Source organism: Acidovorax sp. Root267, from assembly GCF_001429215.1.
GTDB classification, from domain to species: domain Bacteria; phylum Pseudomonadota; class Gammaproteobacteria; order Burkholderiales; family Burkholderiaceae_C; genus Acidovorax; species Acidovorax radicis.
Genome location: NZ_LMJC01000013.1, coordinates 1 through 25,469 on the forward strand (window position 1 = coordinate 1; position 25,469 = coordinate 25,469).

At 64.1% G+C, this 25,469-nt stretch carries 31 protein-coding genes; 15 read left to right on the plus strand and 16 right to left on the minus strand.

Going from position 1 to position 25,469, the window contains the following annotated elements:
- The 3 genes from ASE39_RS13435 to ASE39_RS13445 form a co-directional block, all read left to right on the plus strand.
- On the plus strand, nucleotides 1-249 hold a 249-nt coding region (locus tag ASE39_RS13435), incomplete at its 5' end, for a hypothetical protein (protein ID WP_057271488.1).
- Between the two features lie 82 nt (nucleotides 250-331).
- Nucleotides 332-558: hypothetical protein (locus tag ASE39_RS27110; protein ID WP_057271501.1), on the plus strand; the 227-nt coding region annotated here is incomplete at its 3' end.
- A 414-nt stretch (nucleotides 559-972) separates the two neighbouring features.
- Entirely contained in the window at nucleotides 973-1,806 is an 834-nt protein-coding gene (locus ASE39_RS13445) for a hypothetical protein (protein ID WP_057271489.1), read from the plus strand.
- A 103-nt stretch (nucleotides 1,807-1,909) separates the two neighbouring features.
- Here the strand turns inward: ASE39_RS13445 and ASE39_RS13450 are convergent, their stop codons facing one another.
- The 9 genes from ASE39_RS13450 to ASE39_RS13490 all read right to left on the minus strand — a co-directional run bounded on the left by ASE39_RS13450 (nucleotide 1,910) and on the right by ASE39_RS13490 (nucleotide 9,079).
- Nucleotides 1,910-2,326 carry a F0F1 ATP synthase subunit epsilon gene (locus ASE39_RS13450; RefSeq protein ID WP_010467232.1) on the minus strand — a complete coding sequence of 139 codons (417 nt, stop codon included), beginning with the start codon at nucleotides 2,324-2,326 and terminating at the stop codon, nucleotides 1,910-1,912.
- Nucleotides 2,327-2,404: 78 nt separating this feature from the next.
- Nucleotides 2,405-3,811, minus strand: coding sequence for a F0F1 ATP synthase subunit beta (gene atpD, locus ASE39_RS13455; RefSeq protein ID WP_010467231.1), 1,407 nt, complete (start codon nucleotides 3,809-3,811; stop codon nucleotides 2,405-2,407).
- A 33-nt stretch (nucleotides 3,812-3,844) separates the two neighbouring features.
- On the minus strand, nucleotides 3,845-4,711 hold the full coding sequence (gene atpG / locus ASE39_RS13460; protein ID WP_010467230.1) for a F0F1 ATP synthase subunit gamma: 867 nt from the start codon (nucleotides 4,709-4,711) through the stop codon (nucleotides 3,845-3,847).
- 18 nt (nucleotides 4,712-4,729) lie between these two features.
- The gene (gene atpA, locus ASE39_RS13465) at nucleotides 4,730-6,283 is read right to left on the minus strand and encodes a F0F1 ATP synthase subunit alpha (RefSeq protein ID WP_010467229.1); all 1,554 of its coding nucleotides are present in this window, start codon (nucleotides 6,281-6,283) and stop codon (nucleotides 4,730-4,732) included.
- Nucleotides 6,284-6,325: 42 nt separating this feature from the next.
- A complete protein-coding gene (locus tag ASE39_RS13470) occupies nucleotides 6,326-6,868 on the minus strand; it encodes a F0F1 ATP synthase subunit delta (protein WP_010467227.1) in 543 nt (180 codons plus the stop codon).
- A gap of 10 nt (nucleotides 6,869-6,878) precedes the next feature.
- On the minus strand, nucleotides 6,879-7,349 hold the full coding sequence (locus tag ASE39_RS13475; protein WP_007847746.1) for a F0F1 ATP synthase subunit B: 471 nt from the start codon (nucleotides 7,347-7,349) through the stop codon (nucleotides 6,879-6,881).
- Nucleotides 7,350-7,383: 34 nt separating this feature from the next.
- The gene (atpE, locus tag ASE39_RS13480; protein WP_007847749.1) at nucleotides 7,384-7,653 is read right to left on the minus strand and encodes a F0F1 ATP synthase subunit C; all 270 of its coding nucleotides are present in this window, start codon (nucleotides 7,651-7,653) and stop codon (nucleotides 7,384-7,386) included.
- Between the two features lie 54 nt (nucleotides 7,654-7,707).
- On the minus strand, nucleotides 7,708-8,586 hold the full coding sequence (gene atpB / locus ASE39_RS13485) for a F0F1 ATP synthase subunit A (protein WP_010467223.1): 879 nt from the start codon (nucleotides 8,584-8,586) through the stop codon (nucleotides 7,708-7,710).
- 19 nt (nucleotides 8,587-8,605) lie between these two features.
- Nucleotides 8,606-9,079: an ATP synthase subunit I gene (locus ASE39_RS13490; RefSeq protein ID WP_057271490.1), complete on the minus strand. Its 474-nt coding sequence runs from the start codon at nucleotides 9,077-9,079 to the stop codon at nucleotides 8,606-8,608.
- A gap of 276 nt (nucleotides 9,080-9,355) precedes the next feature.
- Here ASE39_RS13490 and ASE39_RS13495 point away from each other — a divergent pair, with 276 nt between their 5' ends.
- The 6 genes from ASE39_RS13495 (at nucleotide 9,356) to ASE39_RS13520 (ending at nucleotide 13,621) form a co-directional block, all read left to right on the plus strand.
- The gene (locus ASE39_RS13495) at nucleotides 9,356-9,673 is read left to right on the plus strand and encodes a DUF493 family protein (protein WP_057271491.1); all 318 of its coding nucleotides are present in this window, start codon (nucleotides 9,356-9,358) and stop codon (nucleotides 9,671-9,673) included.
- A 25-nt stretch (nucleotides 9,674-9,698) separates the two neighbouring features.
- Complete coding sequence (gene lipB / locus ASE39_RS13500) at nucleotides 9,699-10,394, plus strand: lipoyl(octanoyl) transferase LipB (RefSeq protein WP_057271492.1); 696 nt, start codon at nucleotides 9,699-9,701, stop codon at nucleotides 10,392-10,394.
- Nucleotides 10,395-10,409: 15 nt separating this feature from the next.
- Nucleotides 10,410-11,390, plus strand: a complete 981-nt coding sequence (gene lipA / locus ASE39_RS13505; protein ID WP_010467215.1) for a lipoyl synthase — start codon at nucleotides 10,410-10,412, stop codon at nucleotides 11,388-11,390.
- A gap of 35 nt (nucleotides 11,391-11,425) precedes the next feature.
- A complete protein-coding gene (locus tag ASE39_RS13510; RefSeq protein ID WP_057271493.1) occupies nucleotides 11,426-12,142 on the plus strand; it encodes an AraC family transcriptional regulator in 717 nt (238 codons plus the stop codon).
- Nucleotides 12,143-12,183: 41 nt separating this feature from the next.
- Nucleotides 12,184-12,672 carry a hypothetical protein gene (locus ASE39_RS13515; RefSeq protein WP_242421434.1) on the plus strand — a complete coding sequence of 163 codons (489 nt, stop codon included), beginning with the start codon at nucleotides 12,184-12,186 and terminating at the stop codon, nucleotides 12,670-12,672.
- Between the two features lie 115 nt (nucleotides 12,673-12,787).
- Complete coding sequence (locus ASE39_RS13520; protein WP_057271495.1) at nucleotides 12,788-13,621, plus strand: DMT family transporter; 834 nt, start codon at nucleotides 12,788-12,790, stop codon at nucleotides 13,619-13,621.
- Nucleotides 13,622-13,702: 81 nt separating this feature from the next.
- Here ASE39_RS13520 and ASE39_RS13525 read toward each other — a convergent pair whose 3' ends face one another.
- A complete protein-coding gene (locus ASE39_RS13525; protein ID WP_057271502.1) occupies nucleotides 13,703-14,728 on the minus strand; it encodes a zinc-binding alcohol dehydrogenase family protein in 1,026 nt (341 codons plus the stop codon).
- 124 nt (nucleotides 14,729-14,852) lie between these two features.
- Here ASE39_RS13525 and ASE39_RS13530 point away from each other — a divergent pair, with 124 nt between their 5' ends.
- Together ASE39_RS13530 and ASE39_RS13535 are read left to right on the plus strand one after the other, a co-directional pair.
- Nucleotides 14,853-15,812 carry a LysR family transcriptional regulator gene (locus tag ASE39_RS13530; protein WP_057271496.1) on the plus strand — a complete coding sequence of 320 codons (960 nt, stop codon included), beginning with the start codon at nucleotides 14,853-14,855 and terminating at the stop codon, nucleotides 15,810-15,812.
- 33 nt (nucleotides 15,813-15,845) lie between these two features.
- Nucleotides 15,846-16,502, plus strand: coding sequence for a class I SAM-dependent methyltransferase (locus ASE39_RS13535; RefSeq protein ID WP_057271497.1), 657 nt, complete (start codon nucleotides 15,846-15,848; stop codon nucleotides 16,500-16,502).
- A 56-nt stretch (nucleotides 16,503-16,558) separates the two neighbouring features.
- Here the strand turns inward: ASE39_RS13535 and ptsP are convergent, their stop codons facing one another.
- The 5 genes from ptsP to ASE39_RS13560 are packed head-to-tail and all read right to left on the minus strand — an operon-like array spanning nucleotide 16,559 to nucleotide 20,834.
- Nucleotides 16,559-18,328, minus strand: coding sequence for a phosphoenolpyruvate--protein phosphotransferase (ptsP, locus tag ASE39_RS13540; RefSeq protein ID WP_010467205.1), 1,770 nt, complete (start codon nucleotides 18,326-18,328; stop codon nucleotides 16,559-16,561).
- Nucleotides 18,325-18,594 carry an HPr family phosphocarrier protein gene (locus ASE39_RS13545; protein WP_010467204.1) on the minus strand — a complete coding sequence of 90 codons (270 nt, stop codon included), beginning with the start codon at nucleotides 18,592-18,594 and terminating at the stop codon, nucleotides 18,325-18,327. Before ASE39_RS13545 ends, ptsP begins: the two co-directional genes overlap by 4 nt.
- Nucleotides 18,563-19,015, minus strand: a complete 453-nt coding sequence (locus ASE39_RS13550; protein WP_010467203.1) for a PTS fructose transporter subunit IIA — start codon at nucleotides 19,013-19,015, stop codon at nucleotides 18,563-18,565. The genes ASE39_RS13545 and ASE39_RS13550 overlap by 32 nt, the downstream gene beginning before the upstream one ends.
- The gene (locus ASE39_RS13555; protein WP_057225636.1) at nucleotides 19,012-20,283 is read right to left on the minus strand and encodes an MFS transporter; all 1,272 of its coding nucleotides are present in this window, start codon (nucleotides 20,281-20,283) and stop codon (nucleotides 19,012-19,014) included. The genes ASE39_RS13550 and ASE39_RS13555 overlap by 4 nt, the downstream gene beginning before the upstream one ends.
- Nucleotides 20,280-20,834 carry a hypothetical protein gene (locus tag ASE39_RS13560; protein ID WP_029414399.1) on the minus strand — a complete coding sequence of 185 codons (555 nt, stop codon included), beginning with the start codon at nucleotides 20,832-20,834 and terminating at the stop codon, nucleotides 20,280-20,282. The genes ASE39_RS13555 and ASE39_RS13560 overlap by 4 nt, the downstream gene beginning before the upstream one ends.
- A 181-nt stretch (nucleotides 20,835-21,015) precedes the next feature.
- Between ASE39_RS13560 and ASE39_RS13565 the strand changes: the two genes are divergently transcribed.
- Nucleotides 21,016-21,519 carry a TlpA disulfide reductase family protein gene (locus ASE39_RS13565; RefSeq protein WP_010467197.1) on the plus strand — a complete coding sequence of 168 codons (504 nt, stop codon included), beginning with the start codon at nucleotides 21,016-21,018 and terminating at the stop codon, nucleotides 21,517-21,519.
- 265 nt (nucleotides 21,520-21,784) lie between these two features.
- Here the strand turns inward: ASE39_RS13565 and ASE39_RS13570 are convergent, their stop codons facing one another.
- On the minus strand, nucleotides 21,785-22,240 hold the full coding sequence (locus ASE39_RS13570) for a cytochrome c (RefSeq protein ID WP_010467195.1): 456 nt from the start codon (nucleotides 22,238-22,240) through the stop codon (nucleotides 21,785-21,787).
- A 159-nt stretch (nucleotides 22,241-22,399) separates the two neighbouring features.
- Between ASE39_RS13570 and ASE39_RS13575 the strand changes: the two genes are divergently transcribed.
- From ASE39_RS13575 to ASE39_RS13585, 3 genes are all read left to right on the plus strand, one after another.
- Nucleotides 22,400-23,086, plus strand: a complete 687-nt coding sequence (locus ASE39_RS13575) for a cytochrome b/b6 domain-containing protein (RefSeq protein WP_057271498.1) — start codon at nucleotides 22,400-22,402, stop codon at nucleotides 23,084-23,086.
- Between the two features lie 46 nt (nucleotides 23,087-23,132).
- Nucleotides 23,133-23,624, plus strand: a complete 492-nt coding sequence (locus ASE39_RS13580; protein WP_057271499.1) for a GNAT family N-acetyltransferase — start codon at nucleotides 23,133-23,135, stop codon at nucleotides 23,622-23,624.
- Between the two features lie 247 nt (nucleotides 23,625-23,871).
- A complete protein-coding gene (locus tag ASE39_RS13585; RefSeq protein ID WP_057271500.1) occupies nucleotides 23,872-25,461 on the plus strand; it encodes a reverse transcriptase family protein in 1,590 nt (529 codons plus the stop codon).
- The last annotated feature ends 8 nt before the right edge of the window (nucleotides 25,462-25,469 follow it).

Below are 25,469 nucleotides of genomic sequence, written 5' to 3' on the forward strand. Positions count from 1 at the left end.
GCCGCTTTCGCTTCCTTCGGTGCCCAGGCTGACGAAGCCGATGCTTCGCAGTTCGCCACCAAGTTCGACACGAACCGCACCCGTGCTGAAGTGGCTGCTGAAGCCGCTACGGTTGCACAGACCCGCTCCATCGAGCCTGCTGGTTCGCGTGTGGTGACCTACAAGTCCACCGCTGACCGCGCTGCGGTGCGCAGCCAGGCTGCGGATGCCGTGCGCACCGGCCAGATCCCTTCTGGTGAGCGTGGTTGATTCTTGTTGAATCCACGGTTCACACGTTTTCGTATTCCCAAGTACCTCGTCCCCATTTTTTGAATTTCACTGGAGTTTCACCATGAACAACACCGCTCGTTTCCTCTCTATCGCCGCCGTTGCCGCTTTCGCTTCTTTCGGTGCCCAGGCTGACGAAGCCGATGCTTCGCAGTTCGCCACCAAGTTCGACACGAACCGCACCCGCGCTGAAGTGGCTGCTGAAGCCGCTACCGTGGCACAGACCCGCTCCATCGAGCCTGCTGGCTCGCGTGTGGTGACCTACAAGTCCACCGCTGACCGCGCTGCCGTNTTCGGTGCCCAGGCTGACGAAGCCGATGCTTCGCAGTTCGCCACCAAGTTCGACACGAACCGCACCCGCGCTGAAGTGGCTGCTGAAGCCGCTACCGTGGCACAGACCCGCTCCATTGAGCCTGCTGGTTCGCGTGTGGTGACCTACAAGTCCACCGCTGACCGCGCTGCTGTGCGTGCCCAGGCTGCTGAAGCCCTGCGCACTGGCCAGATCCCTTCGGGCGAATTCAGCGCCATGTAATTCCCAAGGCTCCATGCATTGCGCATGGGGCGGGTGATTGCAGACGCCAAAAAGGCCGGGGTCCCGTGAGGGGCCCCGGCCTTTTTTGCATGGGGCCGTGGGTTGTAATTCAAAAGGCCCCATCCAAAGGGGATGCCCGGACAATAGTCTCGCCACCAACCCCGAACACCAAGATGCCTTCCAGCTACCGCTCCGTTGACCATGTCATGCTGCGGCTCGACGCGGTCGAGCCTTTGTTCAGGCACTTCAGCGAGACCTTCGGCCTGCCCGTCGCCTGGCCCTTGCAGCGCACCGATTTCGCCACGTACGGTTGGGTCTATGCGGGCAACACGGACCTGGAGTTTTGGGCAGCCGCCTCCAATAGCGATCTTCCCGCCCATGCGCAACCGCCCCTGATCCACGGTTTTGCATTGGAGCCGGCCCAGCCCTTGTCAGAAAGTCTCGGGTGGGTGAATGAGGCAGGCATCACCAACAAGCCTCCCCGCACCTTCCAGTCCGAGAACACCCAGGGTGAGCTGGTCACAAATTTCACCAATGCGGTGCTGCTCGACCTGTCCGCCCCCAGCTGCTGCGTGTTCTTTTGCGAATGGGACCCGCACGCAGCCATCTACCCCTGGTCAGAAGCTGCCACGCCGGTACACCGCCGTGCGCAACATCGGCAGGCCCTGCTGCACCGTGAGGGTGGCCCTCTGGGGATCATTGGACTGCACGCCATACGCATGGGCACACCAGATATCGAGACACTCGGGCGCCAATGGCGAGCGCTCGCCGGCGCGCACTCCGGGCATTCGATTGCGCTCACGCCCGACATCTCCCTGGAGCTGGTTCCCGGACGCCATCTGCGGATTGAATCACTGTCGTTTGGCGTACGCTCGCTGGCCGTAGCGCGCGCCTTTCTGGCCAGCCGCCTGCTGCTTCAGGCGGATACGGGGAATGAGCTCTCCGTGGCCTGTGAAGGTTTACAGATCCGTCTAGTGGAAGCATCCCCAGCGTTGCCTTTGCCTTGAGTCACTCCACGGTCGCCTCACGCAGCCCACGTCTTTTGTACGAAGCGGGCATAAAAAAACCCGGCATGGCCGGGTTTTTTGGGCAGATCCGCAAGGTCCAGAATCACTTCTTCTGGCGAAACTTGCGAAGCGCTGCAATCTGCGCAGCCATCACGGCCAGTTCAGACTGGGCCTTGGCCAGGTCGATCTCGCTCTTGGCATTCTTCAGGGCTTCCTCAGCAGAGGCCTTGGCGGCATTGGCCTTCTCGTCGTCCAGGTCCTTGCCACGGATGGCGGTATCGGACAACACGGTCACGCAGTTGGGCTGCACTTCCAGAATGCCACCGGCCACGAAGACAAACTCTTCGGAACCGTCAGCCATTTCGATGCGCACCGAGCCCGGCTTGATACGGGTGATCAGCGGGGTGTGGCGGGGATAGATGCCCAACTCGCCAGCTTCACCAGGCAGCGCCACGAAACGCGCTTCACCGGAGAAGATGGACTCTTCGGCACTGACCACATCAACGTGGATGGTGTTCATCATTGCTCCTAGGAAAAGAGGGGTTGCTGAATTGCTCATGGTGGCCAGGCAGCACAGGGCTGCTCAGCCGCCGGGCAATCAGGCCACCTTCTTGGCCTTTTCGAAGGCTTCGTCAATGGTGCCCACCATGTAGAAAGCTTGTTCTGGCAGGTGATCGCATTCGCCGGCCACAATCATCTTGAAACCACGGATGGTTTCCGACAGTGGAACGTACTTGCCTGGCGAGCCCGTGAACACTTCGGCCACGTGGAAAGGCTGCGACAGGAAACGCTGGATCTTGCGCGCGCGGGCCACGGCCAGCTTGTCTTCAGGAGCCAGTTCGTCCATGCCCAGAATGGCGATGATGTCGCGCAGTTCCTTGTAGCGCTGCAGCGTGCCTTGCACCGCACGGGCCGTGGCGTAGTGGTCTTCACCCACGACGTTCGGGTCCAGCTGGCGGCTGGTGGAGTCCAGAGGGTCCACGGCAGGGTAGATACCCAGCGAAGCGATGTCACGCGACAGCACCACGGTGGAATCCAAGTGGGCAAACGTCGTGGCAGGCGATGGATCGGTCAAGTCATCGGCAGGCACGTAAACGGCCTGGATGGAAGTGATCGAACCCACCTTGGTCGAGGTGATACGTTCTTGCAGACGGCCCATTTCTTCAGCCAGCGTAGGCTGATAGCCCACGGCGGAAGGCATACGGCCCAGCAGGGCGGACACTTCGGTACCGGCCAGGGTGTAGCGGTAGATGTTGTCCACGAAGAACAGCACGTCACGGCCTTCGTCGCGGAACGACTCAGCGATGGTCAGGCCGGTCAGCGCCACGCGCAGACGGTTGCCTGGGGGCTCGTTCATCTGGCCATACACCATGGCAACCTTGGACTCTTCGAGCTTCTCCAGGTTCACCACGCCGGAATCGGCCATTTCGTGATAGAAGTCGTTCCCTTCGCGGGTACGCTCGCCCACACCAGCGAACACCGACAGACCGCTATGGGCCTTGGCGATGTTGTTGATGAGTTCCATCATGTTCACGGTCTTGCCCACACCGGCGCCACCGAACAGACCCACCTTGCCGCCCTTGGCGAACGGGCAGACCAAGTCGATCACCTTGATGCCGGTTTCCAGCAACTCTTGCGAAGGCGACAGTTCGTCGTACGCAGGGGCCTTGCGGTGGATGGATGCCGTCAGTTCCTGGCTGACAGGACCACGTTCGTCGATGGGCGCGCCCAGCACGTCCATGATGCGGCCCAGCGTGGCCTTGCCCACGGGCACTGTGATCGGCGCGTGGGTGTTGGTCACCATGATGCCGCGGCGCAGGCCGTCGGAAGACCCCAGCGCAATGGTACGCACCACGCCGTCGCCCAGCTGCTGCTGCACTTCCAGCGTCAGGGTCGAGCCGTCGAGCTTCAGAGCGTCGTAAATCTTGGGCATCTGGTCGCGCGGGAACTCAACGTCCACCACAGCGCCGATACATTGAACAATCTTGCCTTGCACTTGAGCCATTTTTCGCTCCAATTTAGATGTTGGTTGAGCCGCTTACACAGCTGCGGCGCCGGATACGATTTCCGAAAGTTCTTTCGTGATCGCTGCTTGGCGCGTCTTGTTGTAGACCAGCTTCAACTCGCCAATGACGCTGCCGGCGTTGTCGGTGGCAGCCTTCATGGCCACCATGCGTGCCGACTGCTCGGACGCCATGTTTTCCGCAACGGCCTGGTAGATCAGGGACTCGACATAGCGGACCAGCAGATCGTCGATCACGGTCTGTGCATCGGGCTCGTAGATGTAGTCCCAGCCATGTTCGGTCTTCTCGGCCTGCATCTGCGCGGACGACAGAGGGAGCAGCTGCTCCACCACTGACTCCTGCTTCATGGTGTTGATGAACTTGGTGTAGCTCAGGTACACCGCGTTAATCTTGCCTTCTGCATACGCATCGAGCAGCACCTTCACGGGGCCGATCAGCTTGTCCAGATGGGGTGTGTCGCCCAGACCCGTCACGTGCGAAACCACCTTGGCGCCGACACGGTTCAGAAAACCCAGGCCCTTGTTGCCGATGGCAACCGCCTCGGTGGACACGCCAGCACCCTGCAGCTCACGCAGCTTGGACGTCACGACGCGCAACACGTTGGTGTTCATGCCACCACAGAGGCCTTTGTCGGTCGTCACCACGATCACGCCCGCCGTCTTGGCATCGTTCACTTTCATGAACGGATGCACGTATTCCGGATTGGCGTGGCCGAGATTGGCTGCAATGTTGCGGATCTTCTCGCTGTAAGGGCGGGCAGCCCGCATCCGTTCCTGCGCCTTGCGCATTTTGGATGCAGCCACCATTTCCATGGCTTTGGTGATCTTCTTGGTGTTTTCCACCGATTTGATCTTGCCGCGTATTTCCTTGCCTGCTGCCATGATGGCTCCTCGTCCGGTTTAAGCGAACGACTTCTTGAACGCGCCGATGGCAGCGGTCAATTCGGCTTCTGCGTCCTTGTCCATGGCCTTGGCCTGTTCCAGCTTGGCCAGCAGAGCGGCGTGGCTGGTTTTCAGGAACTGGTGCAGGCCGTGTTCGAAGTCGAGAACCTTCTTGACATCGATGTCGTCCATGAAGCCCTTGTTCACAGCAAACAGCGTAGAGGCCATCAACGAAATGGACAGCGGGCTGTACTGCGCCTGCTTGAGCAGTTCGGTCACGCGGGCACCGCGGTCCAGCTGCTTGCGGGTGGCTTCGTCCAGATCGGAAGCGAACTGCGCGAACGCAGCCAGTTCACGGTACTGGGCCAGGTCGGTACGGATACCACCGGACAGGTTCTTCACCAACTTCGTCTGGGCAGCACCACCGACGCGCGACACCGAGATACCGGCGTTGATGGCGGGGCGGATACCGGCGTTGAACAGGCTGGTCTCCAGGAAGATCTGGCCGTCCGTGATCGAGATCACGTTGGTAGGCACAAAAGCGGACACGTCGCCAGCTTGCGTTTCGATGATCGGCAGAGCCGTCAGCGAACCCGTCTTGCCCTTGACTTCACCCTTGGTGAAGGCTTCGACGTAGTCGGCGTTCACGCGGGCTGCGCGTTCGAGCAGACGGCTGTGGAGATAGAACACGTCGCCAGGATAGGCTTCACGGCCTGGTGGGCGGCGCAGCAGCAGCGACACTTGGCGGTAAGCCACGGCTTGCTTGGACAGGTCGTCATACACGATCAGGGCGTCTTCGCCACGGTCGCGGAAGTATTCGCCCATCGTGCAACCCGAGTAGGCCGACACGTACTGCATGGCGGCCGATTCGGAGGCCGATGCGGCCACCACGATCGTGTAGTCCATGGCACCGGCTTGTTCCAGTGCGCGCACAACGTTCTTGATCGACGAAGCCTTCTGACCGATGGCGACGTAGATACAGGTCACGCCCTGGCCCTTCTGGGCGATGATGGCGTCGATGGCCACGGCCGTCTTGCCGGTCTGGCGGTCACCAATGATCAGCTCGCGCTGGCCACGGCCCACAGGCACCATGGAGTCGATGGACTTCAGGCCGGTCTGCAGGGGTTGGTCCACCGATTTACGGGCGATCACGCCCGGAGCGACCTTTTCGATCACGTCGGTGAGCTTGGCGTTGATGGGACCCTTGCCGTCGATCGGCTGGCCCAGAGCATTCACCACGCGGCCAATCAGCTCGGGGCCGACGGGCACTTCCAGAATGCGGCCCGTGCACTTGACGGTGTCGCCTTCCGAGATGTGTTCGTACTCACCCAGAATCACGGCGCCGACGGAGTCGCGCTCGAGGTTCAGAGCCAGACCGTAGGAAGGTTGACCGTCCTTGGTGGCGGGGAACTCAAGCATTTCACCTTGCATCACGTCCGACAGGCCGTGAACGCGCACGATACCGTCCGACACGGACACCACGGTACCCTGATTGCGGATATCGCTGCTGGCAGCCAGACCTTCGATGCGGCTCTTGATGAGTTCAGAAATTTCTGCGGGATTGAGTTGCATGACTCTTTCCTTCTTTCTTTGGTTCGCTGTCCTCGCCGCGTGTTACGCGGTGAGGGCCGCTTTCATTTGTTCAAGACGGGCCTTGACCGAAGTGTCCAGCACCTCGTCACCCACCACTACGCGAATGCCGCCAATCAAAGACTCGTCCTGCTGAACGGCGAGATTGAGCTTGCGGCCGAAGCGCTTTTCCAGCGCTGCGCTGACCTCGGACAGTGCGGCACTGTCCATCGGAAAGGCGCTGTACACCACAGCATCCGAAGAGCCGCTACGGCGATTCACGAGGGCACGAAACTGCGCAGCCACTTCCGGAAGCGCGTTGAGGCGCCCGTTGTCGATGACTGTGCGCAGAAAGTTCTTGGCCGTGTCGGACAGCGCCGAGCGCGCCACACCCGTGACAACTGCAAACACCTGGTCTGCGGTCACCTTGGGGTTGTCCGCCAGCTGGCGCAACTGGGGGTTGGCGGCAATGGCCGCCAGTTCATCGACCCAGTCAGCAGTGCTGGCCAGGTCCATGCCCGCACCCGCAGTCGCGGCTTTGAACAGAGCATCCGCGTAAGGGCGGGCAATGGTGGCGAGTTCAGCCATGTGTGTCCCCTTACAGCTCGGTCTTTAAGCGGTTGAGCAGGTCGGCGTGAACGCCGGCATTGACTTCCTTGCGGAGAATCTGCTCAGCCCCCTTGACGGCCAGCGCAGCGACCTGCTCACGCAGGGCCTCGCGGGCTTGCACGGTTTGCTGTTCGGCTTCGGCACGTGCGGAAGCGACAATCTTGTTGCCCTCTTCCGTGGCGCGTGCCTTGGCTTCTTCGATGATGGCCTGGGCACGTCGGTCGGCGTCCGCAAGACGCGAGGCCGTTTCGTTGCGCGCCTGTGACAATTCCTTCTCGACGCGCTGGTTCGCAGCGGTCAGTTCGGACTTGGCACGGTCGGCAGCAGCGAGGCCTTCGGCGATTTTCTGGGCTCGTTCATCCAACGCCTTCGCGATCGGGGGCCACACGAATTTCATCGTGAACCACACCAGGATCAAGAAGACGATGGCCTGAATGAACAGGGTCGCGTTGATACTCACGGCAACACCTTTCTAGAGTGGCGTTGAACGGGACTTACTTGGGCAGGTTGGCCAAGAACGTCGAAGCGAAGGGGTTGGCGAATGCGAACAGCAGAGCGATGGCCACGCCGATCAGGAAGGCAGCGTCGATCAGACCGGCCAAGATGAACATCTTGGTTTGCAGTTCGTTGATCAGTTCAGGCTGACGTGCCGACGATTCGAGGAACTTGCCACCCATCAGTGCGATACCGATGGAAGCGCCGATAGCGCCCAGACCAACGATCAGACCACAAGCCAGAGCGACGAGACCGAGAATGTTTTCCATGATGACTCCTGAGTAAAAAAGAAAAGTTAAGGAAAGAAAAAGCGAAAGGGAAACTTAGTGCGCGTTGTGCGCCTGACCGAGGTAGATCAGCGCAAGCATCATGAAGATGAACGCTTGCAGCGAGATCACCAAAATGTGGAACAGCGTCCAGATGGTGCCAGCGATGACGTGGCCCACAGGCAGCAGCACACCCGACAGCGACAGTGCAGCTGCGCCGCCCATCAGGGCAATCAGCATGAACACCAGTTCGCCAGCGTACATGTTGCCGAACAACCGCATGCCATGCGACACGGTGTTGGCGACATATTCAATGATCTGCATCAGCAGGTTCACCACGCCCAGGATCAGGGCGAAGATGGGATTCTTGCTGGTGCCGAATGGCGCCGACACGAGTTCGTGCGCCCAGCCGCCAGCGCCCTTGATTTTGACGCTGTACCAGAAGCGCAGGATCAGGATGGCAAACGCCAGACCCAGGGTCGTCGACAGGTCGGCCGTCGGCACGACACGCAGGTAGGCGTGGTGAGGATCATGGCCGGCAGCACCATATATCTGGGCCCAGATGGCGGGCAGCAGGTCCACAGGCAGCATGTCCATGAAGTTCATCAGGAAGATCCAGACGAACACCGTGAGACCCAGAGGGGCGATGAACTTGCGGCTTTCGGCGTTGTGGATGTTGGCCTTGGCCTGGTTGTCCACCATCTCGACCAGCATCTCCACCGCAGCCTGGAAGCGGCCTGGGACGCCAGAGGTTGCCTTACGGGCAGCTGACCACAGAATCAAAAGGGTGAGGGCACCCAGAACCAAACCCACGATGATCGAGTCATAGTTGATGACGGTGAAATCAACAATCTTGGTCTGGTTGACGTTTTGAAGATGCTGCAGGTGGTGAACGATGTATTCACTTGCAGTCGGAGCGTGCGCTTCTGCGGCCATCGGACAACTCTTCTCTATATCAATCGGTTTTTCGGACACCAGGCCGCACCAAAAGTGCCACCCAGTACGTTTTCATTGCGACCACCATGCCAACCAGCAAGGCAATCCAGCTCAAGCCCGGCACCAGCCGAGGTGCCACTGCAAGCAGCACCACTGTCAGCACGATCTTGGCGATCTCCCAGCCAAAGAACCCCACCATGGCAGCACGCGGATTGGAAGACGCCGAATGACGCAACACACCGCGAGCAAACAAAGCTGCCGGAGCCACCACAGCCAGCGCACCATAAGCTGCAGACCAGCCCACCGATGCCCTGCCCGTCAGAACCCAGGCCACCAGGGCCACCAGCATTCCGACCAGCGCCTGACCTGCCACCACCTTCCATACCGAGATGGAAGGATTGCGACTGCGCCACTGCTCTGCCTCTTGGGCCGTCAGGGGCTTGAAGTCAGATTCTTCAGCCTCAATTTCAGTCTCAGGCGGGATTGTTTTCATCGTTGAATGACGCCCGCGTTACAGACTGCAACTTTCACAAAGCCTCTAATTATAAGTAAAAACCCGTGACGCTCGACAAAGACCTGCAAGCCCGGCCTGAAACCGGTGCGTGTGTGTGCTCTGTTGTGGTGACAGTCCAACGGCTTTTTTCCTTTCTTCCGCACCGCCATGCACTGGTCTGGGGCATGCCGTCGTGCGCCAGGCGCTAGTACGACAACCCCGCTGGCGCACAATGGCAAAGCCCTGCCAGCTATTGAAACCGAAGCAGCATTCACCATGACATCCTCCAGCCCACCACCTGCCAACGGCCTCGACGCACAGACTAACGATCCGCGCAAAGACTCGTTGATCGAATACCCCTCCAGGTTCCCCATCAAGGTCATGGGCGCCAAGGTGGACGGCTTTGTGCATGTTGTCACTGAATTGGCCCGCCAGTTTGATCCAAGCTTTGACGCTGGCACCATTGAACTTCGCGACAGCCGCGCTGGCAATTACCTCGGAGTAACCATCACCATCACTGCAACCAGCCGCGAGCAGCTCGACGGCCTGTACCGTGCGCTGTCGTCGCATCCCATGGTGAAGGTGGTTCTGTAGCCCGAGGCTGCAGCAAATTTGTCGCATGGGCATCGACATTCGCATACTGGGCCGCGTGGACTATGGCGCCACCGTGCAGGCGATGCAGGATTACACGGCCACCCGCACCCCCGACACGCCAGACGCATTGTGGGTGTGTGAGCACGCCCCGCTGTATACACAGGGACTCGCAGGCAAAAGTGATCACGTGCTGAACCCGGGCGACATCCCCGTCGTTGCCACCAACCGTGGCGGGCAGGTCACTTTCCACGGTCCCGGCCAAGTGGTGGCCTACCCGCTGATCGACCTGCAGCGCGCCGGCTACTTCGTCAAGGAGTACGTCTACCGCGTGGAAGAAGCCGTGATCCGCACGCTGGCGCACTTTGGCATCACCGGCCATCGCGTGGGTGGTGCCCCCGGCATCTATGTGCGCCTGAATGACCCCTACAGCCACGCCATGCTGCCCCAAAGGCCACAAAAAAGCATCGGCACGTCAGCGCCGATCCCGGACTTCGAGGGCCTGGGCAAGATCGCAGCCCTCGGCATCAAGGTCAGCCGGCACAGCACCTACCATGGCGTGGCACTCAATGTGGCGATGGACCTGGAACCCTTCGCGCGCATCAACCCTTGCGGTTACGCAGGATTGAAAACGGTGGACCTTTCTACAATCGGGGTCCAAACCACCTGGGAAGAAGCCGCGCAGGTGCTGGGCCAGCAGCTCAGCATCCGGTTGGCGCCCTGAACTCTGCCTACAGCCATGAGCACCCCTGAAGTCGTCCGCGAAGCGCAATCCACCGAAGCCTACAACCCGCTGGCCAAGCAAAAGGCTGCCGCCAAGCTGTCGCGCATTCCGATCAAGGTGGAGCAGGGTGAGGTGCTCAAGAAGCCCGAATGGATTCGCGTGAAGGCGGGCAGCCCCACCACGCGCTTCTACGAGATCAAGGAAATCCTGCGCGAACACAAGCTGCACACGGTGTGCGAAGAAGCGTCGTGTCCCAACATCGGCGAATGCTTTGGCAAAGGCACGGCCACCTTCATGATCATGGGTGACAAGTGCACGCGCCGCTGCCCGTTCTGCGACGTGGGCCATGGCCGCCCCGACCCGCTGGACAAGGACGAGCCACTGAACCTGGCCAAGACCATTGCCGCACTCAAGCTCAAGTACGTGGTGATCACCAGCGTGGACCGCGACGACCTGCGCGATGGCGGCAGCGGCCACTTCGTGGAATGCATCCAGAACATCCGTGAACTGTCGCCCACCACGCAGATCGAGATCCTGGTGCCCGACTTTCGGGGCCGCGACGACCGCGCGCTCGAAATCCTGAAGGCCGCGCCGCCCGACGTGATGAACCACAACCTGGAAACCGCGCCCCGCCTGTACAAGGAAGCGCGTCCGGGCTCCGACTACCAGTTCAGCCTGAACCTGCTCAAGAAGTTCAAGGCCCTGCACCCCAAGGTGCCCACCAAGAGCGGCATCATGGTCGGACTGGGCGAGACGGACGAAGAGATCCTGCAGGTGATGCGCGACATGCGCGAACACCACATCGACATGCTGACCATCGGCCAGTACCTGTCGCCCAGCAACAGCCACCTGCCCGTGCGCCGCTACGTGCACCCCGACACCTTCAAGATGTTCGAGGAAGAGGCCTACAAGATGGGCTTTAGCCACGCGGCGGTGGGCGCCATGGTGCGCAGCAGCTACCACGCCGATCAGCAGGCACACGCCGCAGGCGTGTAAGTCCCGCGCTGAGAAAAACTGCAGAGCGCACGCACATGGGCCCGGCGGAATCGCTCTCGCTGCGGCGCTATGGCGCATCGCCGGGCAGCCACAGCCACGCACATTTCCAGATCCTGCTGGGCCTCTCGGGCGCGCTGGAGCTTGAGGTCGAAGGCCGCGGCTGGCGCGTGGACCCTGGCGCGGGTTGCGTGATCGCACCTGGTGACCGGCACGACTTCGCATCCCCCGGCGGTAGCCTTTGCCTGGTGCTGGACAGCAGCCACTCTGACTGGGCGCGATGCGCCGCGCAGCGCGCCGGCCATTCCATCTTGCCCGCCCCGGCCCTGCCACTGGTGCGCTACCTGGCTACCGCCCTACGGCACCGCGCTCCCCTGGCCCAGGTCCACGGCCCTGCGCTGTTGCGCGAAGCCTGGCTGGCTGACAGCATCGACCGCGCCATCACCGGATCCCCAGGCAGCCACGTCCGCCGCCCTATCGACTGGACCGCGCTGGAGCAGTGGGCCGCACAGCAGTGGCACACACCCCTTACCGTGGCCGACCTGGCACAGCGCGTGCACCTCAGCCCCAGCCAGTTCGCGGCACGCTGTCGCGACGACCGGGGTATGAGCGCCATGGCCTGGGTGCGCAGCCTGCGGCTTGAGCATGCCCAGTTGCTTCGCGACAGCGGCCTGGCTGTCGGCGAGGTGGCGCGGCGCACGGGCTACCGCTCCCCCTCGGCGTTGACGGCGGCGCTGCGGCGTCTCCAGGCATAGGGCTACCTCAAGCTCCACACCTCTCAACATCTGCCAAGATCATGACTCGCGTTGCACCGCTCCGTATGTTCGTGGCGTCCCTGATGGCCTCGATGGCGTTTTGGACTGTGGCTGCCATCTGCCTGGTGTTGCCCGTCGCGCAAACTCCTTACGTCCACGCAGACGGCAGCCCTGACAACGCACCAGTACGTGCCGTTGGCGTCTTGATCATGCTCTCCCCTCTGCTCCTGGCTGTGCTCACAGCAGCCATTTTTATCAGTGCCTTTGTACTTCAACGATTCAAAAGACTGTCGCCCCGTTCGATTGCAACGATGGTGGTTACAGCCAGCCTCGGCGTGGCGACGCTTCTGGTCATCGACCGTCATTTCGGTTGGCGCGACCAGCTGTACTACTTGGCAGGCTTCTTTTCATTCCTCCTGACCGCGTTCACCACCTCTGCTGCAGTGTGGTGGAAAGTGGCGCGCGCCGCCTCATCCATCAGCCCCGCCTGCGATCCGCAGATCGACAGCCTGCCGCAGCAGACCCGCTGACCGACGCGTCGACCTGACGGCTCGGTATCGATTCGTTCTCCATACGCCTCGCACCGTCGTTCCGCGACGAGCCACCGTCGCCGCACAACGGGCAGTGCACCTATCCTTGGCGCCTATGCAAGCCAATCTCTACGCCCTGGGCGCCATCGCGCTATGGGCTTCCCTCGCCTCGCTGGGGGTGTCGCTCACCCACATTCCGCCGTTCCTCCTCACGGGCATCGCGCTCATCATCGGCAGCGTGCCGGCCTGGCCGTTTGTGCTGCGCGATCCGTCGCAGTGGCGCATTCCGCTGCGCACGCTGGCACTCGGCGTGTATGGCCTGTTCGCGTACCACTTCCTGCTCTTCATTGCGCTGCGCCACGCGCCGCCGGTAGAGGCCAACCTCGTCAACTACCTGTGGCCGCTGTTCATCGTGGTGCTCGCGCCCGTGGTGCTGCCCGGCGTGTCGCTGCGCCCGCCCCACGTGCTGGCGGCGCTGCTGGGCTTTGCGGGTGCAGCCATTGCGATCGTGGGCGGCCGCGAGCTGAGCGGCACGCTGGCCTGGGGCTACCTGCCCGCGCTGGCTGCAGCGTTCATCTGGGCCACGTACTCGCTGCTGACCAAGCGCGTGGCCGCCTTCCCGACCACGGCCATCGGGCTGTTCGGGCTGGTGTCGGGGGCGCTGTCGCTGCTGTGCCATGTGGCGCTGGAGCCTGCCGTGGCGCTGCAGCCGCGCGACTGGGCACTGCTGGCGGTGCTGGGCCTGGGGCCGCTGGGGGCGTCGTTTTTCATGTGGGACAAGGCCCTCAAGCTCGGGGACGCGCGGCACATCGGCATCCTGAGCTACATCACGCCGCTGGCGTCCACCGCGCTGCTGATTGTGGTGAGTGGCCGCACGTTCAGCTGGAGCATTGCACTGGCTACGGCGATGATCATCAGCGCGGCGGTGATGGGGATGCGGGCACGCTGACGGGCAGAGATATCAACCAAATCGGCCTCTAGCGCTTATCCACCAAGCGCCAGAAGCTATTGATTCAGTAGCAATCGATATTCACCACCCCGCCAACACCAGTTTGCCCGTGGTGTGCGCCGATTCGATGCGGCGGTGCGCGTCGCGCAGGTGGGTGGCGTTGATGGTGCCCACCACCTCGCGCAGCGTGCTGCGCAGGCTGCCTGCATCGATGCGGCGCGCCACCTCGGCCAACAGGGCGTGCTGCGCGGCCATGTCGGGCGTTTGGAACATGCTGCGGGTGAACATCATCTCCCACACAAACCCCAGGCTCTTGGCTTTGAGCAGGTTCAGGTCGAGCGGTTGGGCATTCTCCACAATGCCGCAGGCGCGCCCCTGGGGTTTGAGCACGCTGGGCAGCGCGGCAAAGTGCGTGTCGGTGTCGGCCAGCAGGAGCACATGGTTGACTTCCCCCACACCCAGGGCGTCGAGCTGCGGGCGCAGCGGTTGGTGGTGGTCCACCACATGGGCCGCGCCCAGTTCACGCACCCAGTTCACAGACTCGGCGCGCGATGCGGTGCCCACCACCGTCAGGCCCGCCGCCACCGCCAGTTGCACGGCGATGGAGCCGACGCCGCCGCCCGCGCCAATGATCAGGATCGATTGACCGCGCTGGGGGCTGTCCGCGGCAGGTGTGGGCAACAAGCCCAGGCGGTCGAACAGCGCCTCCCAGGCCGTGATGGCGGTAAGCGGCAGTGCGGCGGCCTCGGCAAAACCCAACGAGGCGGGTTTGGGGCCGGTGATGCGCTCGTCCACCAGCACAAACTGCGCGTTGCTGCCCGCGCGGGTGATGTCGCCCGCAAAGTACACGGCGTCACCCACCACAAAGCGGTTCACGGCGCTGCCCACGGCCACCACGGTGCCGGCAGCATCCCAGCCCAGCACGCGGGGGCCGGCGGGGGGCGGCGACTTCTGGGCGCGCACCTTGGCATCCACCGGGTTCACGGAAATCGCCTCGACCTGCACCAGCAGGTCGTGCGCGCCCGGGGTGGGCACGGGCAGGGTCAGGTCCACCAGGGCTTCGGGGTGGTCAATGGGCAGGTACTGGTGCAGGCCAACGGCCTTCATGGTGGCAGGGGTCATGGTCAATTCTCCAGGCAACAAAAACAAACGATGGAGTGACTGTAGAGAGATAGCCAATTTTGAAAAAGGCATTCAAAATTGAATCCATCACAAATTATTTTTGAAGACCATGCTGCACCTTCAAGACGCCCGCCTGTTTGCCCGCGTGGCCGCCGCCGGTTCCTTCAGCGAAGCCGCCCGCCAGCTGGACTTGACCCCCGCTGCGGTGAGTGCCACGCTCAAGAAGCTTGAAACCCAGCTGAACGTGCGGCTGCTGGAGCGCAGCACCCGGTCACTGCGGCTGACGCCCGAGGGTGAACAGTTTCTGGACACCTGTGAGCGCCTGCTGGCCGTGTGGGCCGAGGGCGAAGCGCAGCTCTGCGACCGCTACTGCGGCCTGCAGGGCGTGGTGCACCTGTCGGCGCCCACGGACCTGGCCAGCGTCTGGCTGGCGGCCTGGCTGCCCGAGTTCCTGCGGCAGCACCCCCTGTTGCAGGTGGTGCTGCACGCCAGCGACACCGTGCAGGCGTTGCCGCGCGACGGGCTGGACATGGCACTGCGCTATGGCGACCTGCCCGACTCCAGCCTGGTCGCCCGTCGGCTGTGCACCAACCGCCGCGTGCTGGTGGCCAGCCCCGACTACGTGCGCCAGCACGGCGCCCCCGAACACCCCGGCGATCTGGCACACCACCGCTGCCTGACCTTTTTTCTGAGCGGACGGCGCCACGTGCAGTGGCAGTTCAGCCGCAACGGGCGCGGGGTGCAGGTGAAGATCGACGGACCTCTGTGCGCCTCCAGTGGATCGATGGTGCGGCAATGGGCCGTGCAAGGCGAAGGCATTGCCTACAAAAGCCGGCTCGACGTGTTGCCCGACCTGCAGGCCGGGCGCCTGGTGGCCCTGTTGCCCGAGTGGACGACGGAGGATGCGCCCCTGCACGCCGTAGTACTGGCGCAGAAAAACGGGCCGCTGCGGGTGCGCAGGCTGCTGGATTTTCTGGCCGAGCGTTTCGGCACGCTGCCCTCAGAGCGCCCGTTGCCCGCCGCTGACGCAGCACAGGAAAAGCTGTCCGCCCTCGCTGCCCTGCGGTAAAACCTGCGCTGCATCACCAGACTGCCTCGCGCCATGACCACCACCACGACACCCTTCGTTCCCGGCACTGCGGGGTATGGACCCAACGCCGCCGCACTGGTCGCGCAGTACGAAAACATTGCGTTCTCCGATGTGCACCGCGACGTGCTCCACCTGTTTCCGCTGCGGCCCAGCCGGGTGCTGGACATCGGTGCAGGCTCGGGACGGGATGCGGCAGCGCTGGCCCGCGCAGGCCATCAGGTGGTGGCTGTGGAGCCTACCGCCGCGCTGCGGCAGCACGGCCAGCGGATTCACGCCGCGCTGCCGGTTGAATGGATCGACGACCACCTGCCGGCGCTTGCCGTGCTGCGCGGCAGCCATCGCCCATTTGACCTGGTGCTGCTGACCGCTGTGTGGATGCACCTGGATGCCCAGGAGCGCGAGACCGCGATGCGCTGCGTGGCGGCACTGGTCGCTCCCGGTGGGCGCGTGGTGATGTCGCTGCGCCACGGGCCGGTGCCCGAGGGGCGCCGCATGTTTGATGTGTCCGCGCAGGCCACGGCAAAACAAGGGGCGCGCCACGGGCTCGCCGAGGTCTACAGCGGCCGCCGCGAGGACACGCAGGGCCGCGCCGATGTGCACTGGAGTGTGTTGGCGCTCGAGCGCCCCGTGGTGGCGACTGCACCGGGCGCCGATATCACGAAAAATTGAGCCCTAGCGCTCTATCCACAAGCGCAAAAGCTATCAATTCAGTAGCAAAACCGTGATCAAGACGCCAGCAGCGCCGCAGGCTCGTCGCCTTCCAGCACCTGCTGCGCCCAGGGCGCGAGCTTGCGGGTGTCGGCGCGCAGCACCTCCTGCTTGACGGCCAGGATCTGCGCGGGGTGCATGGAGAAGCTGCGCAGGCCCAGGCCCAGCAGCAGGCGCGTCATGGTCACGTCGCCCGCCGTCTCACCACACACACACACGCTCTTGCCCTGGCGCTCGCCCTCGGCGATCACATCGCCCACCAGGCGCAACACCGCGGGGTGCAGCGGGTCGTACAGGTGGGCCACGGCCTCGTCGGCACGGTCGATGGCCAGCGTGTACTGGATCAGGTCGTTGGTGCCGATCGAGAGGAAATCGAAATACTTGAGGAAGGTGCGCACCATGAGCGCGGCGGCGGGCACCTCGATCATGGCGCCCAGTTGCACCGGGCCGTAGGGCTCGCCACGCGCATCCAGCTCGCCCCGGGCCAGATCAACCTGCGCCAGCGTCTGCTGGATCTCGTGGGTGTGCGCCAGCATGGGGAACAGCAGGTTGACCTTGCCATGCGCCGCCGCACGCAGCACGGCGCGCAGCTGGGTGCGAAACATGGCCGGGTCGGCCAGGCTCCAGCGGATGGCGCGCAGGCCCAGCGCGGGGTTCAGGTAATTGTCCTTGTGGCTCTTGTGGTCCAGCGGCTTGTCAGCACCCACGTCGATGGTGCGGATGGTGACTGGCAGGCCTTGCATGCCGTCGATGGCCTCGCAGTAGGCACGGTACTGTTCGTCTTCCCCCGGCAGGTTGCCGGTCTTGCCCATGAACAGGAATTCGCTGCGGAACAGCCCCACGCCCACGGCCCCTGCGCGCACGGCGGTGGCTGCGTCACCTGGCTGCTCGATGTTGGCCAGCAGCTCGATCTTGTGGCCGTCGATGGTGATGGCGGGGGTGTGGCGCAACCGCGCCAGCCGTTCGCGCTCCAGCTCCACCTGGCGCTGGCGAAAGCCGTATTCGGCCAGGATGATGGGTGACGGATCGACGATGACCACGCCCGCATCGCCGTCGATGATGACCCAGTCGTCCTGCCGCACCAGCTGGCTCGCGGCACGTGCCCCCACCACGGCGGGGATGTCCATGCTGCGCGCAACGATGGCGGTGTGGCTGGTCTTGCCACCCACATCGGTCACAAAACCGGCGAACACGCTTTGCTTGAACTGCAGCATGTCGGCAGGCGAAAGGTCGTGCGCCACCAGCACCAAGGGCACGTCCACGGTGTCGTCGAGCAGCAGGTCTTGCTGCAGGCCCAGTTGCTTGTGGCGGCGCGGGCTGCTGACCGGCGGCGCCACAGGGCCGGCCACGCCCTTCATGTAGCGCAGGATGCGTTCGACCACCTGTTCCAGGTCCGCCTTGCGCTCGCGCAGGTACTCGTCCTCCATCTCGTCGAACTGGCGCGCAATGACTTCGAGCTGCGTGGTCAGCGCCCATTCGGCGTTGTACAGGCGCTCGGTGATCCAGTGCTTGACGCCACCCGTGAGGGCCTCGTCCTGCAGCAGCATCAGGTGCACATCGAGGAGCGCGGTGAGTTCATGCGGCGCATCGGCCGGCATGTCGGTCTGCAGGCGCTGCAGCTCTTCGACCACGGCATTGCGGCCATTGCGCACCCGCTCGATCTCGCCCTCGACCTGCTCGGGCTTCACAAAATAATGCGCCACGTCCACCCGGCTGGACGCCACCAGCACGGCACGGCCGATGGCAATGCCGCGAGCGACTGCGAGACCGTGGACGGAGAAAGTCATTCACCCTCACCAAATTTGTCGGCAATCAGGGCCAGGAGCCCATCCATGGCCTCTTGCTCGCGATCCCCGTTGGTTTCGATCTCCACCTCAGTGCCCATGCCAGCAGCCAGCATCATCACGCCCATGATGCTTTTGGCGTTGATGCGGCGGTCGCCACGGCTCATGAAAACGTCACACGGGAAACTGCCGGCCAGCTTGGTCAGCTTGGCCGAGGCACGGGCGTGCAGGCCCAATTTATTGCTGATGGTCGTACGGGTCTTGATCATGTCGGTTGCGGGTGTTCTGGTTCTGCGGTGCGGAGATGGCCACCTGCATGACGCCCTGGGTGCCCCCCACCACGGCGCGGGTGACCACTGAATCAAGGGGTTCGTGGCGGTAGCTCACGGCGCGCAGCAGCATGGGCAGGTTGGCACCCGTCACCAGGCGCGAGCGCACGTTCTCGATCACGCGCTGCGCCACGTTGCACGGGGTGGCACCGAAAACGTCGGTGAGCACCAGGGTGGAATCTGCGCCCAGCTGGTGCAGCATGATGCGGGCCTGCGCCAACGATTCTTCGGGCGGCTGGTTGGGCTGCACGTCGAGGGCGGCCACGCTGTCGCCGCAGTCGGGAAACACATGCAGCGCACATTCGCGCAGTGCATGGGCCAACGGGGCGTGGGCAATGATGAGGATGCTGGTGGTGCTCATGGCGCGGTGGTTTGCAGCACATTATGGCGCCGCCCCCGCAGCAGGAACCACGCGTAGGCGCCTGCGTTGCACGCCAGGTACACCGCCATGGCCGCCTGAAAGGACCGCACGGTAGACAGGCCCGCAGCGGCAAAGGCGTCCACCCCGAGGCCAATGCCCCACTGCACCACAAACACACCCGCAAAAATCACCAGGTTGTAGGCCGACAACGCACGCCCAGCGAGCGCCTGCGGGAACGCCATGGCCACCGCAGGCTGCGACAGCGACACAAACGTGCACGACACACAGAACAGCGCCCAGGCCCCGCCCCCCGCCTGCGGCCCCGCGAACAGGATGCCCACCAGCACCACCAGGCACAGCGGCAGGCCCGCAGCCATCAACCGGTCCGCCCCCAGCCCCTTGCGCAGCAGCCAGGGGTTGACCATGCCCCAGGTCCAGAACGTGCAGAGCATGGACACGTTGATCCAGAACAACCCCGTCGCGGCCTCCAGCGGCGTGTAGCCCGCCACCCGCTGCATCCATGGGCCAGCCCACAGCGTCTGCATGGCGACCATGCCGCCGTACACAAAGAACCCCAAGGGAGCCAGGCGCTGGAAATATGGGTGGCGCCACACCACCGCGTAGCCCTGGGGCACTGCGGCACTGTTGCCCGATTCAGGCTTGGCAACATGCGCACCCGGGGTGGCCGCAGCCCAGCCCGGCACCCAGACCGCAATCACGACCATCGACAGCGCGATCAGCGCCGCCAACCCCCAGAACAGGGGCCGCCAACCCACCAGCGGCAAGGCCCACTGCACCGGCAGCGTGGACGCCACCATGCCCAGCGAGCCCGTCATGAGCATCCAGGAGTTGGCGCGCATTTGCGTGGTGGGCTCGAACCAGCGCCGATAACCGGTGAGCGGCGCCATCAGGCAGGCGCTGACCCCGGCGCCACACAGCACGCGCCCGGCCAGCAGGCCCGAAAATCCCGTGGCCACCGAGAACACCAGGCTGCCCACCACGGCCACGCCCAAAAATCCCAGCGCTACCTTCCGGGGACCATGCCGGTCCAGCCAGGTGCCCAGCGGCAACTGCGTGGCGGCAAAGCCCAGGAAGTACCCCCCAGCCAACAACCCCAGGTCGCTGGCGTGCAGCGAAAACTCCTGCGACAGCGTGGGCGCCAGGGTGGCCGTGACGGCCCGCACCAGGGCCGACAGGAAGTAGGCGAAGGCGAAGGCCAGGAAGACGATGACTGCGGCGCGCCGCGGCAACACGCTGTGGCCAGTCATTGGAGCGTGATCCCGGCAAAGAACTGGTCAGCCACCTCGGGCCGAGGCTTGCTGGTGTAGACCACCGCGTGGTACAGCCGCATTTGTGGCCCCACGGTGCGTGCAAACCACACGCCCTGGGCGACCACCGCGCCGCCATCCGCGCGCTGGCCCTGCACCACCGTACGCACGGACTGCGGCAAGGGCAACACGCCGGGCGGCGCATATGGCACATCGACCGCGCTGGCCGCCGCACCGTTGCCGAGGTTGGCGATGGCAGCCGCACGCCAGTGGGTGAGCGCAGCGCCCGCCAGGGCCGGATCGGGGAGCGCCGCGTGCGATACCGCAAAAGTGGCGCCATCGGCATCGCAGCCCGCCATGGCCAGCTCGACAGGTGACCCCGCCAGTTCCACCACGCGCACGGCCTGGTCGGGCTTGCAGGGCAACGTGACGGTGATGGAGGCCTCGGGCAGTGGCACGCTGCGCCAGTTCAGCGCGGGGCTGCAGCCTGCCAGCCACATCACCAACAGCACGGGCGGCAGGGCCGCAGCCCGGGTCGGAGTTCGGTTCATTGGTCGATTATCGGCACAGCCGCGTGCGGTGGCGGTCCAGTCGTTTTGGCCCGAACTTTTGCGCGCCACGGGAATCCACCATGCTGCGACAATCGAGGCCTCGGCTACAGCCGGGTTTCGGTGCGGTGTCCGGCCCTTGCCGGCGGGGGCCCGGCCCACAGTTCTGGATGGATAGGAAGTCATGGCGATCAAACATTGGGCGGCAGGTGTGGCAGTGGCAGCGTTTGCGGCCGTGGGCGCCTATGTGTACCTGGATACGGGCCGCTCTGCGGCACCGGAATCCACCTTTGTGCTGCTGGACGGCTCCAGCAAATCCACGGCCGATCTGCACGGCAAGGTCACGCTGGTGAATTTCTGGGCCACCAGCTGCACCACCTGCGTGGCCGAAATGCCCGAGATCGTGGCCACTTACAACAAGTACCACGGCAAAGGCTTCGACACCCTGGCCGTCGCCATGAGCTACGACCCACCCAGCTACGTGGTGAACTTTGCCGAAACCCGCAAGCTGCCCTTCCAGGTGGCCATCGACAACACCGGCAAGGTGGCCCAGGCCTGGGGCGATGTGCGGCTCACACCCTCGACCTTCATCGTGAACAAGCGCGGCGAGATCGTGAAGACCTATGTGGGCGCACCCAACTTCCCCGAGCTGCACCAGCTCATCGAGAAACTGCTGGCCGAGACCTGAGCCGCATCCCCCTCAGTCCTTCCAAAGACAAAAGGCCGATTTCTCATGAAATCGGCCTTTTCCGCTTATGCAGCAAACGCCAGCAGCTATCAATATTGAAAATGGCATCTGCAACTGGCGCTGCCCAGACCAGCGGACGCCGCGCAAGGGCCGCCAAGCCGCGTGGGCGGCGCTTGCGCGTGCGTGCGCTGGCGTCGTCCCCCTTCCCGGAGCGCGTAGCGCAGAGAGAAGGGAGAAGCGGCGCAGCCGCTCAGGGGGATGTACCCTATTTCGCGCGGTAGTTGTCGTGGCAGGCTTTGCAGGTGCCTGCGGCGGCGCCAAAGGCCGTCTTGAGGTTGTCCAGGCTGCCCGTCTTGGCGGCGGCGGCCAGCTTGACCGATTCGGCTTCGAGCTTGTCGGAATGTTCCTTGAACTTGGCCTGTTCGGTCCAGATTTCAGGCAGCGCCTTGGTGGGCGCGCCCTTGTCGGTGCCGGCGCCGAAGCCCGCCCAAGGCAACTTGGCCATCTGGGCCACCACGTCTGCGTTTTCTTGTGCCGCCTTGGCGTCAAAGGGGATGCGCCCATTGGCCATGGCCCCGAGTCGCCCGAAATGCTGGCCCATCACGAACAACGCGCTCTGGCGGTATTTGATGGCGTCTTCCGCCTTGGCGAACTGGGCGGAGGCCGGTGCGGACAAGGTCAGCGTGGCGGCGGCAAGGACAAACGCGGCAAGTGCTTTCATGGGGAGTTTCCTTTTTTCGTGGGTGGACAAAAACCTTTTGACCCGCAGGGAGTATGCCGGTTTACCGCCAATTTCGCAGCGGCGGCACCCTTTCGGGTTTACCCAGCCTCCTTCACAATGCGGCCATCTGCCCTTCCCATACCCCCGGCCCCCACCACCATGACGCAGCAGCACACCACCCGCATCTGGGACCTTCCCACCCGTATCTTCCATTGGGCCCTGGCCGCCAGCATCGTGGCCCTGGTCGTTACCGCCAAGGTGGGTGGCAACGCCATGGAATGGCATTTCCGGCTGGGGTACGGTGTGTTGGCGCTGCTGGTGTTCCGCATTGTCTGGGGCCTGATTGGCGGGCGCTGGTCGCGCTTCGCGAGCTTTCTGTATTCGCCCGTTCGGGTATTGCGGTATCTGCGGGGCTCGGCCCACGCCGAGGACAGCATTGGCCACAGCCCGCTGGGCGCCCTGTCGGTCTTCGCTCTGCTGGCCGTGCTGATGGCCCAGGTGGGCACCGGGCTGCTCAGTGATGACGAGATCGCGTTCGCGGGCCCGCTCACGCGTTTCGTCGCGAACGCGGTGGTCGGCCAGGCCACGGGCTATCACAAGGAAATTGGCCAGTACCTGGTGCTGGGGCTGGTCGCCTTGCACCTGCTCGCCATCGTTTTCTATGTGCTGGTGCGCCGCCAGCGGCTCGTCAGGCCCATGCTGCAGGGCGACAAGGTGCTGCCCGCGCCGGCCGCGCCATCCCGCGACGATCTGGCCAGCCGCGCCGTGGCCCTGGTGGTGCTGGCCCTGAGTGCCGCGCTGGCCTGGTGGGTATCGTCGCTGGGGACGGCCGCTGCGGGGTTCTAGCCGGACTGGCTACACTGCGCTTTCCGCCGTTTTTCACTGCTGCGCTTTGGACAAGCCTTCCGTCACCCTGCTGACCCCCACCTCGCCTGCCGAGATGGATGCGGTCCGCGATATCTTCCGGGAATACGCCGACACCCTCGGCGTGGACCTGTGCTTTCAGGACTTTGAAAATGAACTCGCGGGCCTGCCCGGCGACTACGGCCCGCCGCGCGGCGCGCTGCTGCTGGCACAGGTCGAAGGGGCCATCGCAGGCTGCTGCGCCCTGCGTCCGCTGGATGCCGCCGACTACCCCAATGCGAGCGAGATGAAGCGCCTGTATGTGCGCAAGGCGTTTCGCGGCTTCGGCCTGGGCCGCGAGCTGGCGGAGGCCATGCTCGACCGTGCCCGCCAGGCGGGTTACGCCTGTGTGCTGCTCGACACGCTTGACGACATGGAGTCGGCGCGCGCGCTGTACACCGACCTTGGCTTTGAAGAGATCCCGCCCTACTACCACAACCCCATTGCGGGCGCGCACTACCTCAAGGTCGATATTTTTTGAGTTTTTTGGGCCTGGCGCTTATTGGTATTGCGCCAATAGCTATTATTTTTGTAGCAACCATAGAATTGCGGTGGCCCGGTGCCAAGCATTTCGAGCCTGTTCATCAGGGTCGAGCCGTGGGGCAGCCCCACGGTGTTGTCTTCCAAAGCGTCCATCGCGGCGCACGAACGTCCCGCCACCCGTGGCGCGATGTTCGCGCCCAACCCGCCGGTTGGCACCGGGCCAACCTCCTACACTTCGCTGCTTCGTGAAGAAGATTTCAGCCCGCACGCGCGCGCTGGCCAAGGCGCTGGCGATGGCCGTGCTGGCCGATGCCCGGGAGCCGGAACGCCACACCCTCCAGGCGCTGTCCGCGCGCGCGGGTGCCTGCCTGGGTGGCAGCACCACCCCGGCGGACAGCCCCGATCCACTGCCCGCGCCTTTGTTCGAGCAGCTGCGCCGCCTATCCAACATGTCCGACCCCGAATGGGCCCGACTGGAGCCCGAGGACGTGGCCACCTGGCTGTGCTGGGGTATCTGGTGGCGCAAAGCGGGGGTGCGCAACGGCTCCGCCCTGCAGGCGCTTACGGCGAACTGCGGCCAGGACGCAGAAGAGCAGGATGCCTGGGACGATCTGGCAGACGGAGGTGATGAAGACGCCGAACCCGCCCTGCCTGTGCACCAATGGCCCGACTCCCAACTCGCCCGGGCTTTCCGCACCTGGGCCGCCAACGTGCGTGCCGGTGAAACGTTGCACTGGCTGCTGCGCCCTGCCGCCGCAGGCCCGCACCCCGCATGGAAGGGCCGCGACAGCACCGCCCCGGTGCTCGCGACCGCCACCGACGTGACCGAGGCCCTGGCCATTTCGCTAGGTGACCTGCTGTGGCTCGCGCCCGAGCATGCGCATTGGCGCGAACGCCAGAACGGGGCCCATGCCCTGCCCCTTTCACACTATCGCTATCGCTTGCTGCCCAAGCCCAGCGGCGGGCTGCGCCTGCTGGAGGCGCCCCGCCCGCGCCTGGCCAGCACGCAGCGCCGCATTCTGGACAGCCTGCTGGCCGGTGTTCCTGTGCACGAGGCTGCCCATGACTTTGTGCGCGGGCGCAGCGTGGGTAGCCATGCACAGGTTCACACCCACCAGGCCGTGGTGATCCGGTTTGATCTGGCTGATTTCTTCACGAGCATCACTGCCACGCGCGTGCGCGCGCTATGGCGGGCACTGGGCCACGGCCGCCCTGCCGCCGAGTTGCTGACGCGGTTGACCACCACGCGCACTCCCCAGGCCGTCCGTGACCGGTTGCTGGAAGCTACCTCTATCCCTCCTGAGGCCATCGCGCAGCGCCACACCATCGGTGCCCGCCTGAAGCAACCCCATTTGCCTCAAGGCGCACCCACATCACCAGCCTTGGCGAATCTGTGCGCATTCGGGCTGGACCTGCGGCTGCACGCACTGGCAGAGCACTTTGGCGCGCGCTACACGCGCTATGCCGATGACCTGGTGTTCTCGGGTCCCAAGGCACTGCTGCACCGCCAGTGGGTGGACTTTCGTGCTTGGGTGACCGCCATTGCGCAAGACGAAGGATTCACCCTGCGTGCGGACAAGACCCGCGTAATACCCGCACACCAGCGGCAGTATGTGACGGGCCTGGTGGTCAACCAGCGCACCAACTACAGCCGCACCCAGTTCGACACCCTCAAGGCCCGCCTGCACCGGCTGGCCCAACAGCCCCCGGTGAACATCAGCGAGCGGGCCCGGCTGGCAGGTGAGATCCAATGGGCCAGCCAATGGCTGGCGCCGACGCGCAGCGCAAAGCTGCAGCGGCTGCTCCACGCCATCCGATCTTCGAACGAGGCTTAGAACCCGTT

Bases quoted from the DNA above. Each gene is read 5' to 3' on its own strand.
- ASE39_RS13445 (WP_057271489.1), top strand. From the start codon at position 973: ATGCCTTCCAGCTACCGCTCCGTTGACCATGTCATGCTGCGGCTCGAC.
- ASE39_RS13450 (WP_010467232.1), bottom strand. From the start codon at position 2,326: ATGAACACCATCCACGTTGATGTGGTCAGTGCCGAAGAGTCCATCTTC.
- atpD (WP_010467231.1), bottom strand. From the start codon at position 3,811: ATGGCTCAAGTGCAAGGCAAGATTGTTCAATGTATCGGCGCTGTGGTG.
- atpG (WP_010467230.1), bottom strand. From the start codon at position 4,711: ATGGCAGCAGGCAAGGAAATACGCGGCAAGATCAAATCGGTGGAAAAC.
- atpA (WP_010467229.1), bottom strand. From the start codon at position 6,283: ATGCAACTCAATCCCGCAGAAATTTCTGAACTCATCAAGAGCCGCATC.
- ASE39_RS13470 (WP_010467227.1), bottom strand. From the start codon at position 6,868: ATGGCTGAACTCGCCACCATTGCCCGCCCTTACGCGGATGCTCTGTTC.
- atpE (WP_007847749.1), bottom strand. From the start codon at position 7,653: ATGGAAAACATTCTCGGTCTCGTCGCTCTGGCTTGTGGTCTGATCGTT.
- atpB (WP_010467223.1), bottom strand. From the start codon at position 8,586: ATGGCCGCAGAAGCGCACGCTCCGACTGCAAGTGAATACATCGTTCAC.
- ASE39_RS13490 (WP_057271490.1), bottom strand. From the start codon at position 9,079: ATGAAAACAATCCCGCCTGAGACTGAAATTGAGGCTGAAGAATCTGAC.
- ASE39_RS13495 (WP_057271491.1), top strand. From the start codon at position 9,356: ATGACATCCTCCAGCCCACCACCTGCCAACGGCCTCGACGCACAGACT.
- lipB (WP_057271492.1), top strand. From the start codon at position 9,699: ATGGGCATCGACATTCGCATACTGGGCCGCGTGGACTATGGCGCCACC.
- lipA (WP_010467215.1), top strand. From the start codon at position 10,410: ATGAGCACCCCTGAAGTCGTCCGCGAAGCGCAATCCACCGAAGCCTAC.
- ASE39_RS13510 (WP_057271493.1), top strand. From the start codon at position 11,426: ATGGGCCCGGCGGAATCGCTCTCGCTGCGGCGCTATGGCGCATCGCCG.
- ASE39_RS13515 (WP_242421434.1), top strand. From the start codon at position 12,184: ATGACTCGCGTTGCACCGCTCCGTATGTTCGTGGCGTCCCTGATGGCC.
- ASE39_RS13520 (WP_057271495.1), top strand. From the start codon at position 12,788: ATGCAAGCCAATCTCTACGCCCTGGGCGCCATCGCGCTATGGGCTTCC.
- ASE39_RS13525 (WP_057271502.1), bottom strand. From the start codon at position 14,728: ATGAAGGCCGTTGGCCTGCACCAGTACCTGCCCATTGACCACCCCGAA.
- ASE39_RS13530 (WP_057271496.1), top strand. From the start codon at position 14,853: ATGCTGCACCTTCAAGACGCCCGCCTGTTTGCCCGCGTGGCCGCCGCC.
- ASE39_RS13535 (WP_057271497.1), top strand. From the start codon at position 15,846: ATGACCACCACCACGACACCCTTCGTTCCCGGCACTGCGGGGTATGGA.
- ptsP (WP_010467205.1), bottom strand. From the start codon at position 18,328: ATGACTTTCTCCGTCCACGGTCTCGCAGTCGCTCGCGGCATTGCCATC.
- ASE39_RS13545 (WP_010467204.1), bottom strand. From the start codon at position 18,594: ATGATCAAGACCCGTACGACCATCAGCAATAAATTGGGCCTGCACGCC.
- ASE39_RS13550 (WP_010467203.1), bottom strand. From the start codon at position 19,015: ATGAGCACCACCAGCATCCTCATCATTGCCCACGCCCCGTTGGCCCAT.
- ASE39_RS13555 (WP_057225636.1), bottom strand. From the start codon at position 20,283: ATGACTGGCCACAGCGTGTTGCCGCGGCGCGCCGCAGTCATCGTCTTC.
- ASE39_RS13560 (WP_029414399.1), bottom strand. From the start codon at position 20,834: ATGAACCGAACTCCGACCCGGGCTGCGGCCCTGCCGCCCGTGCTGTTG.
- ASE39_RS13565 (WP_010467197.1), top strand. From the start codon at position 21,016: ATGGCGATCAAACATTGGGCGGCAGGTGTGGCAGTGGCAGCGTTTGCG.
- ASE39_RS13570 (WP_010467195.1), bottom strand. From the start codon at position 22,240: ATGAAAGCACTTGCCGCGTTTGTCCTTGCCGCCGCCACGCTGACCTTG.
- ASE39_RS13575 (WP_057271498.1), top strand. From the start codon at position 22,400: ATGACGCAGCAGCACACCACCCGCATCTGGGACCTTCCCACCCGTATC.